Below are 16164 nucleotides of genomic sequence, written 5' to 3'. Positions count from 1 at the left end.
GTTTTGTTTGTTTTGAGGGTTCTAAATCAATAACTATACCATTTAGTATTTATTATATTAAACATCTTCTCTTTTTCCAATTAAAGAAAAATCAAGGTGTTTTTTTACTAAATCGGCTTGCTTTACTTTAACAACAACCTCATCACCTAATTGATACATGTTTTTGGTAGCTTGACCAATTAATGCGTATTCATCCTGATCAAATTGGTAATAATCATCTTTAATATCTCTAATTCTTACCATACCTTCGCACTTATTTTCTATTATTTCTACATAAATACCCCAATCAGTCACACCTGAAATTACTCCAACAAACTCTTGGTCTTGATGGTCTTGCATAAATTTAATTTGCATGTATTTTATAGAATCCCTCTCTGCTTTAGTAGCGAGATATTCCATGTTAGAGGAGTGTTGACATTTTTCTTCATACACTTCTTCGCTTGCAGATTTTCCTTTATCTAAATAATGCTGTAATAATCTATGAGCCATAACATCTGGGTAACGTCGAATAGGCGATGTGAAATGACTGTAATAATCGAACGCTAAACCATAATGACCAATATTATGTGTTGTGTACTCAGCTTTACTCATACTTCTAATAGCAAGTGTATCTACTAAATTTTGTTCTTTTTTTCCATTTACTTCTTTTAATAAATTATTTAAAGAAGCTGTTGTAGTCTTTCTATCTTTAAAATTTAATTTGTAACCAAAACGACCAACAATGTTTTGTAAAGCAGCAAGTTTTTCATCATTTGGTTCGTCGTGGACACGATAAATAAATGTTTTTTTAGGTGATTGTTTACCTATAAATTCTGCTACTTTTTTATTAGCTAATAACATAAATTCCTCAATCAATTTATTAGCATCCTTACTAGTCTTAAAAAATACACCAACTGGGTTGTTGGTTTCATCTAAGTTAAACTTCACCTCTACTTTATCAAACGATATTGCACCATCACCCATTCGCTTTTTGCGCATGATTTTAGCAAGTTCGTCTAACTTTAAAGTAGCGTCAGCAATAGCTTGATCGGTTTTATAAGCTTTTCCTGTTAATGAAATTTCTTTAGGTATTTCATTAGTTTTGGTCTCAATAATACTTTGCGCTTCTTCGTAAGCAAAGCGAGCATCACTATATGTTACTGTACGTCCAAACCATTGGTTTTTTATTTCTGCCTTATTGTTCATCTCAAACACTGCAGAAAAGGTATATTTTTCTTCGTTAGGTCTTAATGAACATGCATTATTCGATAATACTTCAGGAAGCATTGGCACTACTCTATCTACTAAATACACACTAGTAGCACGTTCGTAAGCTTCATCATCTAAAATAGTTCCTTCTTTTACATAATGTGATACATCTGCAATATGAATTCCTACTTCGTAATTACCATTTTTTAGTACTTGAAACGATAAAGCATCGTCAAAATCTTTTGCGTCTTTAGGATCTATAGTAAAAGTCAACACATCACGCATATCACGACGCTTTTTTATTTCATCTTCTTGAATGGATGTGTCTAGTTTATTAGCATAGTCTTCTACTTCATGAGGGAACTCATAAGGTAATCCATACTCTGTTAAAATAGAATGAATTTCGGTGTTATGTTCTCCTGGTTTACCAAGTACTTTAATCACTTTTCCTGTTGGCGAATCTTGTTTTTCTGGCCAATCTACAAGTTTCACAAGTACTTTATCACCATCTTCGGCATTGAGTGTTTTATTAAGTGGTACAAATACATCGACATACATTTTATTACTATCTGGTACCACAAACGCATAATTTTTATGTTTTTGTATTACACCAACATACTCGGTTTTATGTCTGGAAATTATTTGTGTGATTTCTCCTTCAAGTTTTCCTCTTTTTCTGCGTTTATAAACATATAATTCTACTTCATCGCCATGAAGTGCTTTATTTACATTATTTGAAGCGATAAAAATATCGTCTTCAAAATCTTCACATATTACATAACCTGATCCTCTTGCTGAGGCGTCAAAAATACCTGTATGATATTCAGATGAAACGATAGCTTTAAATTTTCCACGATCAACTTCTTCTATTTCATCTTTCGCTTTTAAGCGATGTAAAGTTTTAATAATTTGATTTCTACTACTAGCATCGTTTACACCAAGCTTAGCAGCTATTTGTTTGTAATTAAAAGATTTATTTCTATCTACTTTAAGAATTGTGTGGATACTATCTGTAAGGTTATGTATTTGTTTAGAATTCTTTTTTCTTTTCTTTCTTGTCATTTATTTTTTTATCATATTCTATTCCTTGAAGTTAAGGAATCTATTAATTTTTAAACTTAATATTTAAGTGAAGAAGGTGTATTAAGTTTATGCAAAGCTAACATTTAAAATTTAAATAGATTATTTTAAAAATTGACTTATTCACATTTAATAATATAATAACTATTTCTTTTTTAAAATTTAAAATAAAAATGGTGATTATTATTGCTTGTTAACTACTACAATAACTTTTTTAATTATTTCTTTGATGTTAAGTTATCTTCTCTTTATTTAAATGTAATTAACAAGTTGTTAGTATAGTAAACCCTTTATAATTAATAATTTAAATAGTTTAGTTAACAACTACATATTATAGATATAAACAACTTAAAACTCATAAATATTTAAGCTTTTTTTGTTCGTAACCACATTTTATTAGTTAACAAAAATGCAACTTCTAACAACAATTAAATTTGGATTTTAAAAACAGATTTCTACTTGTAAAAAAAATTGAAATAATAAAATATTAGTTATTAGAAGTAATGATGAGATATTAACAATTATTTAAAAAGTAACTAACAACTTTAAAAAGCCCATGTTTATATTTTGTAATTTTATAACCAAGATGAAATACAATTAAAATGCATCTTTTTTAATTAAACATCGTCTTATTATTGTGTCAAAAATATAACTAATTAAAACAACTAATTTTGAAAATATCTATAGGAAACGATCACGCAGGAACCGATTATAAATTTGCTATTATTAAACTTCTTAAATCTAAAGGAATAGAGGTAACTAATTACGGAACAGATAGTAACGATAGTGTAGATTATCCTGATTTTGTACATCCTGTTGCTAAAGATGTGGTTAATAAATCTGCTGACTTCGGAATCCTAATTTGTGGAAGTGCAAATGGTGTGGCTATGACAGCTAATAAATATCAAGAGGTTAGAGCTGGTTTATGTTGGAACAAAGAAATTGTTGAGTTAACCAGACAACATAACAATGCTAATGTATTATGCATTCCAGCAAGATATACAGCTATCCCACAAGCTTTACAAATGGTTGACACTTTTTTAAACACTGAGTTTGAAGGAGGAAGACACCAAAATCGTGTAAATAAAATTCCTGCAACATCTTGCTAATAACAATCCAAAATTAGCATACAATGGGTCACTCGCATTCGCATAATCATTCTCATCATAATCATGGAAATTTACAAGGTAGAAACCTATTAATTACTATTTTTTTAAATATTCTAATTACTGCAGCACAAGTAATTGGTGGTGTTATTTCTGGGAGTTTAGCACTTTTAAGTGATGCCTTACATAATTTTAGTGATGTTATTTCATTAGTAGTGAGTTATATAGCTAATAAATTAGCGAAAAGAAAAGCATCTCTCCAAAAAACATTTGGTTATAAGCGTGCCGAAATATTAGCGGCTTTTATTAATGCCTCTACACTTATTATAGTAGCAGTTTTATTAATTATTGAAGCAATTGAACGCTTTCAGAATCCACAAGAAATTGAATCAGGATTAGTTATATGGCTTTCCACAATTGCAATTTTAGGAAATGGTTTTAGTGTGCTTTTATTAAAAAAAGATTCTGAAATAAATATGAACCTAAAAAGCGCGTATTTACACTTACTTACGGATATGATGGCAAGTGTGGCTGTATTAGTAGGCGGTTTGTTAATGAAATTTTACGATGTGTTTTGGGTAGATAGCGTATTAACTTTTTTAATTGCTATATATTTAATTTGGATGGGTTACGATTTATTAAAATCATCAACTAAGGTGTTGATGTTGTTTACACCAGAAGATATTCCAATAGATAAAATTGTAAAAGAAATTAATGCTTTAGAAGGAATAAAACATGCGCATCACATTCACGTGTGGCAACTAAACGAAGAGGAGATACATTTTGAAGCGCATATAGATTTTCATAATAATATCACGTTATCTGAATTTGATGACATACTTCATACTATAGAAGAGTTATTATTCCATAAATTTGAAATTAATCATGTGAACATTCAACCAGAATTTGGTAAATGTGATGATAAAGATGTGATAGTACAAGATTGATAATATTTGTAAAGTAAATTATGCTAAAAATAACCACTAAAACCTTTCAAGAACTTACAACAAAAGAGTTGTATGAATTACTTCAGCTAAGAAGCGAAGTATTTGTGGTTGAACAAGATTGTGTATACCAAGACCTTGACGGAAAAGACGAAAAAGCACTACATGTTATAGGAAAAAAAGACAACAATATTGTGGCTTATACGCGTGTTTTTAAACCAGGTGACTATTTTAAAGAAGCTAGCATTGGCAGGGTAGTGGTGAGTAAGGATAAACGCCAACATAAATATGGCTATGATATTATGGAAGCCTCAATGAAAGCTGTAAAAGATAATTTTAATGAAACTACAATAAAACTTTCCGCACAAACTTATTTGAAAAAATTCTACAATAATTTAGGGTTTAAGGAAATAGGAGAGGAGTACCTTGAAGATGGCATACCTCATGTTGCTATGATAAGGAAACTTTAATTACTTATCATCATTATTAATAATCCTAGTCACTAAAATTTCTACGCGCCTGTCGTATTTTGGATCACCACCTAAAGGATATTTTCGACGCATACCTTCGTAGCGCATACGTTTTTTACTCACACCTTTCCGAGATAAATAATAGTAAATATAACGCGCTCTGGCTTCAGATAGGTTTCGTTTTTTTGTTTTTCTATCTACAGCATCCAGAGTGTTTTTTGTACAACACACATGTCCTTGAATGGTAAAATAAACATCACTCCGTTCGTTTAGTAGTACAGCAATTTTTTCAAGGGTTTCCATAGATTCAGGCAATATTTCACTATAACCTGTTTTAAATAAAATGTTATCTAAAACCACTTTATCTCCAACTTTCAAATCGCCTTTTAAAGCGCTTTCCATAGTTTCTTCTTCCTTAATAACTTCAGGACGAGGAGGAATATATACATAAGCTATTATTTCAACTTTACGATTTAAACCTCTAATAACATCTGCATCAACGGTATTAACGGTTTTTAAAAGCACCTCTCCCTTTCCATCTACGTTGCTTATAAGCGTATTGTCAATTTCGTGTTCAGAAAAAATGGATTTTATCGCATTTGCACGTTGTTGTGATAACTGAAGATTGTAAGAATCACTTCCAATATCATCACAAAATCCATAAATGGATATTTTGGCAATGTCTTGATTTTGAATGTCTCTAATAAAAAGAAGTAATCTATTATCCTCAATATCAGAAACCTCATACTCATCAGTATCAAAATACACCTCATGTTTTAACTCGGTTTGAGCAAATAAGATGTTACTAAACAGTAAGAATATGTATAGAATTTTTTTAATCATAATCTTAAAAATTCTTAGAGATACAATAAAAACTAGTTTAAATAGCTTTTATAAGTATTTGCATCACTTAGCACTTCAACGGCCTTTTTAATTTCATTATTATGGGTTAAATAGTACTTATGAAGCCCTTCCCTGTAAAAATATCTTTTAATAATTTCATTTTCTAATAATGAGGTTAACTGGCTTTTATTTTCGTCAACTGCTTGGGTTTTGTAAGATTTTAAGGATGAAATGAGTTTAGAATAGTCATTTTCAAGGGTTTCGTCCAATCCCTCACTTTTAGCTATTACCATTAATTCACTAAGCTGATTTTCAGTTTTTGTTTTAAAATCAAAATTAGTAGTCTTTAAATAATTTTTAAAATCTTTAAAGTCTGAATCAGAAAATTTAAAAGACATTAAATCATCCACAGAATTATTGTAATAATAATTTGTGGCAAAGTTGAAAATATAATCACCACCAACAATTGCTTTCGTAATTGTTGAAGGTTTAGCATCTTCAATGACTATATCTGGCTGTATACCTCCACCGTCAAAAACAGAGCGACCATTTTTTGTTTTAAACTCGTTAAAATTATCTTGTTTTACACGAACAGCATTACCATCTTTATCTCTATTCCAATAATCTAAAGCTTGAATACAGCGACCAGAAGGTGTGTAATATCTTGAAATAGTAACTTTAATTTGAGTACCATAAGTAAGTTGCTTAGGCCTTTGCACCAAACCTTTACCAAAACTTCGCACACCAACCACCACAGCTCTATCAAGATCTTGTAGTGAACCAGAAACAATCTCACTAGCCGAAGCACTTCCCTCATCTATTAAAACCACCAATGGGATTTCTAAATCGATGGGTTGATTTTGGGTATAATAGGTTTTATTATACTTATCTACTTTCGATTTAGTAGTTACTACTAATTGCCCTTTTTCAACAAACAAATTAACAATATTCACTGCTTCAAGTAGCAAGCCCCCTGGATTTCCTCTTAAATCCAAAACTATAGATTTTGCTCCTTCTGCCTTTAATTCTTTAAGTGCATTTCCGGTTTCTCTAGAAGCTGTTCTTGTAAATTTAGATAATGCTATATAACCAGTATTTTCGTCAATCATATCGTATAAAGGAACAGCACCAACTTCAACTTCTTGACGAGTAATTGTAGCTGTATTTGTTTTACCCTGACGAATATATGTAACATTTACTTTTGACCCAGGAGCACCACGCAATAAATCACCAGCATTTTCTTTAAAAGACGCTACGGTTATGTCTTCAACCTTAATAATTTCGTCTCCAGCTTTTAATCCAGCTTGGTCAGCAGGATAATCTTTATAAGGTTCAATAATTACAAGTTTGTCTTTTAATGTTTTCACACTTGCCCCAATTCCTGTATAATCGCCTGTATTGTTTATTCTAGAAGCCTCAACATCTTGTTCGTTAAAAAAAACAGTGTAAGGGTCTAGGTCCTTTAGCATACTTTTTATAGCAGTATCCATTAAATCACCAGGATTTGTTTCGTCAACATAATTCATGTTAACCTCTTTAAACATGGTGGTGAAAATTTCTATTTGCTTCGCAATTTCAAAAAAGTCACTTTGAAAAGCAGTTCCAGTTAAAAAAAGACCGATAGCCAATAAAGGAACTAAGAATTTCTTTTTCAAAAAGTTTTTCATAACATTATTTTTTTCGTTTTTTTCTTAGTTGCTTTCTTATTAAATAAGCAGCCACTAATAAAATAATAATAAATGGCCAAATATTTAGAAGGCCTAAAAAGAAAATTGAAAGACCATTAAATCCAGATTGAATAGCGTTCCACATTTTTCTACCATAAGATGTTGTTACACCAGTTTCGGCAGATATTTTATAGAACTCAACGTTTAAAGTGCTTAATGAAACTTTGTCGTTTAAGTATTTTAGACGACCTTGCTTTGCTTCAATTTCTTCTCGAATATGTGATAGCTCGCGTTCTATTTCAAGCATTTCTTTTACATTTTTTGCTTTAGATAGCAGCTCTAAATACCTTTTTTCTAACTCTAATTTTGCTTTAAGCCTAGCTTCTAAATCGATAAACTCTTCAGTAACATCTTTTAGAGTAATACGCTTCGTGTCAAAAAAATCGACTAATGTTGATATTGAGTCAATCGTTTTTTGAAAATTACTAGTAGGAACACGAATAATCAAGTTTCTAGAATGCCTAGCATAGGATTTATTTGCATTATCACTTTGAATAAACCCACGATTAGTTTTTACATATCTTAAGATAGAATTATAGGTTTTATCAAGATCATTGGTTTCAAATTCAAAATAAGATTCTTTTATAAGTTTTTGTTCGAAATCCACTTCTTCATAGCGAACATCATCGCTCATGGGTGTAAAATCGCTATTAAGTAAGCCGTTGATAGAAGATACATCTCCACGGCTCTCTTTGTCTGAGCTTGTTGTACAGGCTAATGGTAAAATCAGCAATAAAAAGATATAAAGTGTTTTCATAATTATTCTAAGAAACCTTTTTAAGGACCTTTTCCAACAACTGCTTCATAGCCTTATCGACCTCTTCAAATGTTGGTTTTTCATTCCCAATGTACAAAATCATAAACGCACATTGTGTTGAAAAGTTGTTAAAATATATAGGTTTATTTAATCGATAAGCCTCTCGCATTAATCGTTTTATCCTATTTCTATCAATGGCGCTTTTAAAATGGCGTTTACTTACCGAAACTCCAGTTTTAATAGTAACGCCATCATTAAAATGGGTTTTTAGATACACTAAACGTAAAGGAAAAGCAGAAATAGAGCGTCCTTCTACAAACATTTTTTCAATAAGCTTTTTGCTTTTTAGCTTTTCTTTATTAGAGTAAGAGGTATCCATTTATTAGACTTAACAAATCGCAAGATACAACACTCATTTAAGGTATGATAAAAATCATGTTTTAAAAACCCAGGGAGTAGTAATTTAACACAGCTAAAATTTCTAAATTTTATGGGAGAATTAAAAGTAACAAAACTTACCAGTAAAGAAGATAAAGCTAATTATATCTTTCATTTACTTAAGGACATAGAGGCTCTCGATTTTATGATTAATAATGATTTAATCGAGAAATCACCTATTAGAATAGGTGCAGAACAAGAATTTTGTTTAGTAGATAGTGAGTTTTTACCAAGTAATAATGCTGTAGAAATATTAAAGGATATTAACGACAATCATTTTACAACCGAAATAGGTAACTATAATTTAGAGATAAATTTAGACCCTCTTGAATTAAAAAATGATTGCTTTTCAAAACTTCACAATCAGTTAACCGAACTTTTAGGTAAAGCCAATAAAATAGCTGAAAACAAAAAAACTAAAGTTCTATTAACAGGAATATTACCAACACTCACGCTTAAACATATTGGCATAGAAAACATGACGCCAATAGATAGATATTTTGTGTTAAATGAAGCCATAAAAGAGTCTAGAAAGCAAGATTTTAATATTTATATTAAGGGCGTTGATGAGATAAACTTACTCCACGACAGCGTAATGCTTGAAGGTTGTAACACAAGTTTTCAAATGCATTTACAGGTAGATCCAGACACGTTTATAGACACACATAATTGGGCACAAGCAATTTCGGGTCCTATTTTAAGTGCTTGTACTAATTCCCCCCTTTTATTTGGAAAAGAACTTTGGAGCGAAACGAGAATATCTTTGTTTACTCAAAGTGTAGATACAAGAGCCAATTCATTTTTATTAAATGAAAAACAATCTAGAGTGAGCTTTGGTGACCATTGGTCTACAGGAAGTGTCGCTGATATTTTTAGAGATAATGTTTCTAGATTTAGAAGCTTAGTGACTACAGAGTTCACTAAGGACAGCGTTGAAATGCTTGAAAAAGGAGAAATTCCTGGGTTAAAAGCATTAAACCTTCACAATGGTACCGTGTATCGCTGGAACAGGCCTTGTTATGGTGTTGGCGGAGGGAAACCACATCTTAGAATTGAAAATAGGTATATTCCTTCGGGACCAACAATGATTGATGAAATAGCCAATATGGTATTTTGGGTAGGAGTCATGATGGGAAAACCTAAAATGTATGATAATATTCATCAAAAAATGAATTTTAAAGACGTTAAAAGCAACTTTTTTAACGCTGCAAGATATGGTATGAACACACAGTTTCATTGGAATGGTAAAATTATTCCTAGTCACGAACTAATTTTGAACGAACTAATTCCAATGGCCTACAAAGGGCTTTATAAAATGAATGTTTCTCCAAAAGATGCTGAATATTATTTAGAAATTATAAAAAATAGAATTATCTCAAATAATGGATCTCAATGGATTACTAAGAGCTACAGAAATCTTTTAAAAACTAGAAAACGATTTGAAGCCATTCAAATATTAACCTCTAAGATGTATGCAAAGCAGCAAAAGGAATATCCAATATCATCATGGAATATTGTTAAAAAAGACACGATGCCAGAATTCTCTCCAAAAAAAATAGTGAAGCACCTTATGAGTTCGGATATTTTCTCTGTAGATGAAAATGATAGTCTTGATTTAGTAATTAATATTATGAAGTGGAAAAAATTTAATCACATGCCTGTAATTAACAATGATAAGGAATTGGTTGGCTTATTATCATCAACAGATATGGAGAAATACATAAGTAATTCTCACAATGGGAGACGTACTATTAGTGGAATCATGCAAAAAACCATTGTTACTATTAACCAATATTCAAGCGCAAAAGACGCAAAAAAACTTATGAAAAAGCACAATATAAATAGTCTTCCTGTTGTAGAAAAAAATAGGTTAATAGGAATTATAACTTCAAAAGACGTTTAAAAAACTAGATGGTGGAAATTTATAGCAAAGCATTAAACACGTCTATTTTAGTTGATAGATTAATTGGAAAAATTAAAGGAAAACCCAATGGACCTACCATAGTTTTTTTTGGTGGAATACACGGCAACGAAACAGCAGGAGTATTTGCACTTAAAGAAGTTTTTGAGAAAATAAAAGAAACTCAAGTACAAGGCACAATATATGGTATTTCTGGAAACCTAAAAGCTCTCAAAACTAACCAAAGATTTATAGATAAGGATCTTAATAGGGTTTGGTTAAAAGAAAACTTAAGCCAGCTAGAAAATAAAACAAATCTCAATAACGAAGAAGGGGAGCAACAAGAGTTGTATAGAATATTAAAACATATTTTAAAAGAAGAAGAAGGGCCATTTTATTTTATAGACTTACACACAACCTCGAGTAAAACTCTGCCTTTTATTACTATTAACGATGCTTTAATTAACAGAAAATTTTCAAGCTTGTTCCCAGTTCCAGTAGTTTTAGGTATTGAAGAGTATTTAGATGGACCGCTGCTGAGTTATATCAATCAACTTGGCTATGTGTCGCTTGGGTTTGAGTCTGGTCAACATGACGATTTAAGTGCCATAACAAACAATGTAGCATTTATCTTTTTAAGTTTGATTTATGCAGGCGCCTTAGAGCAAGGCGAAGTGCAAAACTTTCATGATTATTACGATATTTTAGTAAATGCCTCCGATAAAGATAAAGAAGTTTATGAAGTGGTTTACCTCCATAGACTTTTAAAAACGAAAAATTTTAAAATGAAACCAAATTTTAAGAGTTTTCAAAATGTCAAAAAAGGGGAGCAACTAGCAACAGAGGAGAATAAAACCATTGAATCGCCATATAGTGCAAAAATTTTCATGCCTCTTTATCAAAAAAAAGGAAGCGAAGGATTTTTTATTATTAAAAAAATACATCCGTTTTTCTTAAGTCTTTCCGAGGTTATTAGAAAATGGAAAATGGACACCTTAATAACCATGCTTCCAGGCATCACGTGGATGGATAAACAACGAGGAGTTTTACGAGTAAATTTAAAAGTAACTAAATACCTTGCCAAACAAATATTTCACTTATTTGGCTATAGAAATAAACAAAAAAACACCACGCATATGTTGCTTTTTAATAGAGAAAGAACTTCAAAAAAAGAGATGTATAAAAACCTAAAATGGTACAAAAGGGTGTCTTAACTAAGACACCCTTTTAAAACTAACATTATATATTAAAACCTTTTAACCTTTAATTTTCGGCTTGTTCTTTAATTCATCATCTTTAACCAAGGTTAAAGAATTGTTTGAATCGTCAACATCTGCCATTTTCTTAATAGGGTCAATAGTTACAGCCTTTATTTTACTTTTATCTACTGCAACACCAAAACTAAAACTTTTATTAGCCCAAGACCAATCCGACAATACTTTTGTGGATTCAGGAGTTGGCTTTTCGCCTCGCATCATTTCTAATGGAATATAAAAATCTTCAAAAGTTCCATCAACATATTCAACTCTTAAATCAATAGGCATTGGCATTAACCCCTTTCTGTCTAATGTTATAGTTGTTCCTTTATCAGTTGCTTCTACCGATGTAACTCCATAATCAATAGTATTTGTGGTTTGTCCAAAATCTATTAAGTACCAATCTAATTCTAAGCCTGAAATTTTTTCAGCAGTACGAATAATATCATTTGGTGTTGGATGAGAAAACGCATAGTCATCAAAATACTTTTTGATGGTCGTTTTTAAATTATCTTCACCAATTACATAGCCTAATTGAGCCATAAAAACAGCACCTTTGCTATAAGCAGCAGTACCATAAGCACGATTAAGGTCGTAACGATCAGAATGTGTAGTAAGTGGTTGCTCATATCCCGAATTTGCTAATCTAATATAGCCTCTATAGGATCCAAGGTGAGGATTTTCACTTGTTCGTCCAGAAATTTCGGTCATTGCCAAAGCGCTTATGTAACTTCCAAACCCTTCGTCCATCCACTCATGTTTACCTTCGTTTGTGGCCAGTAAAAATTGAAACCATGTATGTGCCATTTCATGCGATGTCACACCAATTAACCCATTTAAACTTCTACCGCCAGTAATTAAAGTACACATAGCGTACTCCATACCTCCATCTCCACCTTGAATAACAGAGTATTGCTCGTAAGGATATTTACCAACGTTTTCACTAAAAAATTGCATTAATTGCGCTGTAACGGGCTGTAATTTTTTCCAATTTTCGTTGGTTTCAGGATTGTCTTTCCAAAGAAAATGAAGCATAGGTCCGTCTGGTACTTGAAGACTTTCGTGATTATAATCTGGGTCTGCGGCCCAAGTATAATCATGAACGTTCGGAGCTTTAAAATGCCATGTTAATTTCTCGCCAGAACCTATTGGCCCTTTTGTTTTATTAGCATCATAACCATGCCCTATTTCTTCTGGGTTTTGAAGGTAACCAGTACCACCTATAACATAATTTCTGTCTATGGATATTTTAACATCAAAATCTCCCCAAACACCATGAAATTCTCTTGCTATATATGAATCAGCATGCCAACCCTCAAAATCATACTCTGCTAATTTAGGATACCATTGTGCCATAGATAAATCTATACCTTCACGACTATTTCTACCATTTCTTCTGATTTGTAAAGGCACTTGCGCACTAAAAACCATATCGAATGTTGCTTTTTCGCCTGGTTTTATTGGAGTTGCTAGCTTAACCTCTAAAACAGTGTCAGCAACATCATATTCAAGCGGTTTTCCATTTTGTGTTAACGAAGCGACTTTAATATAACCAATTTCATTAGGTTTTAGTTTACTGATTCTACTTTCAATAATCGGATTTTCTTTAGTACCAACATTTGTTACCATTCTTCCATCTGGATCTGCAATGTTCTGTAAGCGCATATCCATATTGCTTCCAGGTTGAAATGCATTTAAATACAAATGGTAAAACACACGATCTAAAACATCAGGGGAGTTATTGGTATAAACTAATTTTTGCTTTCCTTGATATTGAAATGTTTCAACATTCATATCAATTTCCATAGTATAATCAACGTGTTGTTGCCAATAACCAGGATTAGGATTGTTTTGTGAGTTTGATTTAACACCAACTAAAAAGATGGCTATTAAAAGAATTCTTGAGAATAAAGTTTTCATAAAATATAGTGTAATATTAATTTGATATTTTGCTTGCCATAATCAAAGCGTTATAAGCGTTTACAAGTTTAGAAGATTTTGACAGTTCTCCAAATGATTTGACAGAATTTTGACTACCAGGAACCGTAACCTTTGCTGGAAGTTGTAAACCAGAATCCATGATGATTTGTTTTACTTGTACTGCCGTAAGTTTTGGATAGTACGAACGTATTAAGGCAGCTACACCTGAAACAGCTGGTGCAGCAAACGATGTACCATCAATAAAATCGTATTCATTATTTGGTTTAGGAGAATAAATTTGAGATCCAGGAGCAAATACATCAACATTTTTCTTTCCGTAATTAGAGTAGGATGCTACAAGATTGGAACCATATTTAGAATCTGTAGCACCAACCGATAAATAGGTGTCCATTATCTCTGAACCATCATTTTTTTGATCATTAGGATAGCTTGGTTTTTTATCAAGATCTAAACTTTCATTTCCTGCCGAACCAACGAATAACACATCATTATCGGCCGCATAAACAAGCGCTTCTTGTACCTTATCACTATGTGGTGAGTAGTACTTACCAAAGCTTGCGTTAATGATTTTAGCACCATTATCTACCGCATACTTAATTGCTAAAGCGATATCTTTGTCATACTCATCACCATTCGGCACTGCTCTTAATGCCATTATTTTCACGTGATTAGCAATACCATTCATTCCTTTACCATTGTTACGCTCTGCAGCTATAACGCCAGCTACATGCGTACCATGTAATTCTTCTTTTTTAACAGGGTTAACATTGTTGTTACCGTATGTTGTTTGAGTAAAATCGTTAGGGTCGTCTCCTGTTTTTCTTCCTTTTAGGCTTTTGTTTAGATTAACATTTAATCGATCATTAATTTGGGAAAGATCGTTTTTAAAAGCCTCAATGGTTTCTTTTATGTCGCCAATACCAAAGCCATATGTTTGCTTAATAACCGATACATCTCTCAACAAAGATTGGTCTGTTGTTTTAATAGCTAACACCTCTTCTTTGGTATAATCCTCTTTTTTTAAATGTTTCGAAATAGCCTGGTGAGAAGCAACCACTTGTTGAATTATTTGGTCGTATTGTGCTTTTAGGCTGCTGTATTCTTGATATTCTTTATTGTACTCAGCTTGGGCTTCAGCATATCTTGGATGACTTTTGTCGCCGCTTACTAATATCCGAACATATTCGAATTGTTCATCATAGGTATCTCCTAAAAAATTCCAGCCATGGATATCGTCTACATAACCGTTTTTGTCATCATCTTTATTGTTGTTGGGTATTTCTTTTTTATTTATCCAGATTACATCATCGAGATCTTCGTGTTTTGTGTCTATTCCAGCATCAATTATAGCTACAATAACGGTTTGACCTTTTTTGTTTTTAATGATTTCGCTATAAGCTTTATTAACGCTCATTCCAGGAATGGTATCTTTCATCAAATCTAGATGCATCCAGTTTTTAGATTCGTTTTCCGAAAGCTCAGTATACTTTAAGGGTGTATTGTCAATATTTTCAATAGGTGTAGACAAAATAGCGGCAGAAGAGCCACAGCCAAATAACAAAGTCATTGTTAGTATGCCTAAAATAAAGAGGTTAAGTTTTTTCATTTTTTATAAATCATTTAAAGTAAGTTTTTCTTTGAAGCGAACACCTTTTTCGGTGTGCTGTACTGTTATTATTTCATGATGTGCATCATGTTCTAAAAATAAATAAAAGCTGTTATCGGCTGCCATATTTAAAAACACATCTTTCTCATCAAGTGTTAAAAGCGGTCTAGTATCGTAACCCATTACAAATGGTATAGGTAAGTGGCCTACCGTAGGTAATAAATCTGCCATAAAAGCTATGGTTTTATCTTTATATTTAATAAGTGGAATCATTTGTTTTTCGGTATGACCATCGGCAAAGAAAATATCAAAACCTAACGGTGAATTTTTTAAAACCTTGTCACTTGGAAGGTCAACAAATTTTAAATGACCACTTTCTTCCATTGGAATAATATTTTCAGTCAAAAACGATGCTTTTTCTCTTTTATTGGGTTTTATAGCCCATTGCCAATGATTTTCATTGCTCCAAAACGCAGCATTTTTAAAAGCAGGCTCATAACCAGTTTTATCTTTGTTCCACTGAATACTACCACCACAATGGTCAAAATGTAAATGTGTCATAAACACGTCGGTAATATCATCACGATGAAAGCCATATTTTTTCAATGAGGCATCAATACTGTCGTTTCCCCACAAATAATAATACCCAAAGAATTTATCACTTTGTTTATCTCCCATTCCAGTATCAATTAAAATTAATCGATTTCCATCTTCAATTAACAAACAGCGTGCCGCAATATCAATCATATTATTACTGTCGGCAGGATTGGTTCTTTGCCATAGAGATTTTGGCACCACACCAAACATAGCCCCTCCATCTAATTTAAAATTTCCGGCGTTTATAGGATATAATTTCATAGTTATTGCAAAGTAATAAAATGAGAAGAATTACAAGAAAAAGTTAAGAA

General features: G+C 31.8%; 13 protein-coding genes. 5 read left to right on the top strand and 8 right to left on the bottom strand.

What is annotated here, in order from left to right; translation table 11 throughout:
• Positions 1–57: 57 nt before the first annotated feature.
• Positions 58–2250 (bottom strand): ribonuclease R, encoded by a 2193-nt coding sequence (gene rnr, locus HB672_RS03030; protein WP_167607494.1) that lies wholly within the window; start codon positions 2248–2250, stop codon positions 58–60.
• A 689-nt stretch (positions 2251–2939) separates the two neighbouring features.
• Between rnr and rpiB the strand changes: the two genes are divergently transcribed.
• Genes rpiB through HB672_RS03015 form a run of 3 tightly spaced genes read left to right on the top strand, consistent with a single transcriptional unit; the run spans position 2940 to position 4788 of the window.
• Complete coding sequence (gene rpiB / locus HB672_RS03025) at positions 2940–3377, top strand: ribose 5-phosphate isomerase B (RefSeq protein ID WP_167607491.1); 438 nt, start codon at positions 2940–2942, stop codon at positions 3375–3377.
• Between the two features lie 23 nt (positions 3378–3400).
• Positions 3401–4321 (top strand): cation diffusion facilitator family transporter, encoded by a 921-nt coding sequence (locus HB672_RS03020; RefSeq protein ID WP_167607488.1) that lies wholly within the window; start codon positions 3401–3403, stop codon positions 4319–4321.
• Positions 4322–4341: 20 nt separating this feature from the next.
• Positions 4342–4788: a GNAT family N-acetyltransferase gene (locus tag HB672_RS03015; protein ID WP_167607485.1), complete on the top strand. Its 447-nt coding sequence runs from the start codon at positions 4342–4344 to the stop codon at positions 4786–4788.
• On the opposite strand, the gene HB672_RS03010 is transcribed toward HB672_RS03015, so the two are convergent.
• From HB672_RS03010 to rnpA, 4 genes are read right to left on the bottom strand one after another with little or no spacing between them, the layout of a single operon-like run.
• Positions 4789–5631 (bottom strand): OmpA family protein, encoded by an 843-nt coding sequence (locus HB672_RS03010; RefSeq protein ID WP_167607482.1) that lies wholly within the window; start codon positions 5629–5631, stop codon positions 4789–4791. It lies immediately after the preceding gene.
• Positions 5632–5663: 32 nt separating this feature from the next.
• On the bottom strand, positions 5664–7298 hold the full coding sequence (locus tag HB672_RS03005) for a S41 family peptidase (protein WP_167607479.1): 1635 nt from the start codon (positions 7296–7298) through the stop codon (positions 5664–5666).
• Positions 7299–7302: 4 nt separating this feature from the next.
• Complete coding sequence (locus tag HB672_RS03000; protein WP_167607476.1) at positions 7303–8115, bottom strand: DUF4349 domain-containing protein; 813 nt, start codon at positions 8113–8115, stop codon at positions 7303–7305.
• A gap of 7 nt (positions 8116–8122) precedes the next feature.
• Positions 8123–8494, bottom strand: coding sequence for a ribonuclease P protein component (gene rnpA, locus HB672_RS02995; RefSeq protein WP_167607473.1), 372 nt, complete (start codon positions 8492–8494; stop codon positions 8123–8125).
• A 111-nt stretch (positions 8495–8605) separates the two neighbouring features.
• On the opposite strand from rnpA, the gene HB672_RS02990 reads away from it, so the two are divergent.
• On the top strand, positions 8606–10456 hold the full coding sequence (locus tag HB672_RS02990) for a CBS domain-containing protein (RefSeq protein WP_167607470.1): 1851 nt from the start codon (positions 8606–8608) through the stop codon (positions 10454–10456).
• 8 nt (positions 10457–10464) lie between these two features.
• Entirely contained in the window at positions 10465–11667 is a 1203-nt protein-coding gene (locus HB672_RS02985; RefSeq protein ID WP_167607467.1) for a succinylglutamate desuccinylase/aspartoacylase family protein, read from the top strand.
• Between the two features lie 42 nt (positions 11668–11709).
• Here HB672_RS02985 and HB672_RS02980 read toward each other — a convergent pair whose 3' ends face one another.
• From HB672_RS02980 to HB672_RS02970, 3 genes are read right to left on the bottom strand one after another with little or no spacing between them, the layout of a single operon-like run.
• Positions 11710–13629 carry a M1 family metallopeptidase gene (locus tag HB672_RS02980; protein WP_167607464.1) on the bottom strand — a complete coding sequence of 640 codons (1920 nt, stop codon included), beginning with the start codon at positions 13627–13629 and terminating at the stop codon, positions 11710–11712.
• Between the two features lie 16 nt (positions 13630–13645).
• A complete protein-coding gene (locus tag HB672_RS02975) occupies positions 13646–15256 on the bottom strand; it encodes a S8 family peptidase (protein ID WP_167607461.1) in 1611 nt (536 codons plus the stop codon).
• 3 nt (positions 15257–15259) lie between these two features.
• Complete coding sequence (locus tag HB672_RS02970) at positions 15260–16114, bottom strand: MBL fold metallo-hydrolase (protein WP_167607458.1); 855 nt, start codon at positions 16112–16114, stop codon at positions 15260–15262.
• Positions 16115–16164: the final 50 nt, after the last annotated feature.

This window comes from Gaetbulibacter sp. S0825 (assembly GCF_011777505.1).
In the GTDB taxonomy this organism is placed as follows: Bacteria; Bacteroidota; Bacteroidia; order Flavobacteriales; family Flavobacteriaceae; genus Pontimicrobium.
Note: the sequence above shows the minus strand (reverse complement) of the source record. Positions and strands in the feature narration are given on the sequence as shown.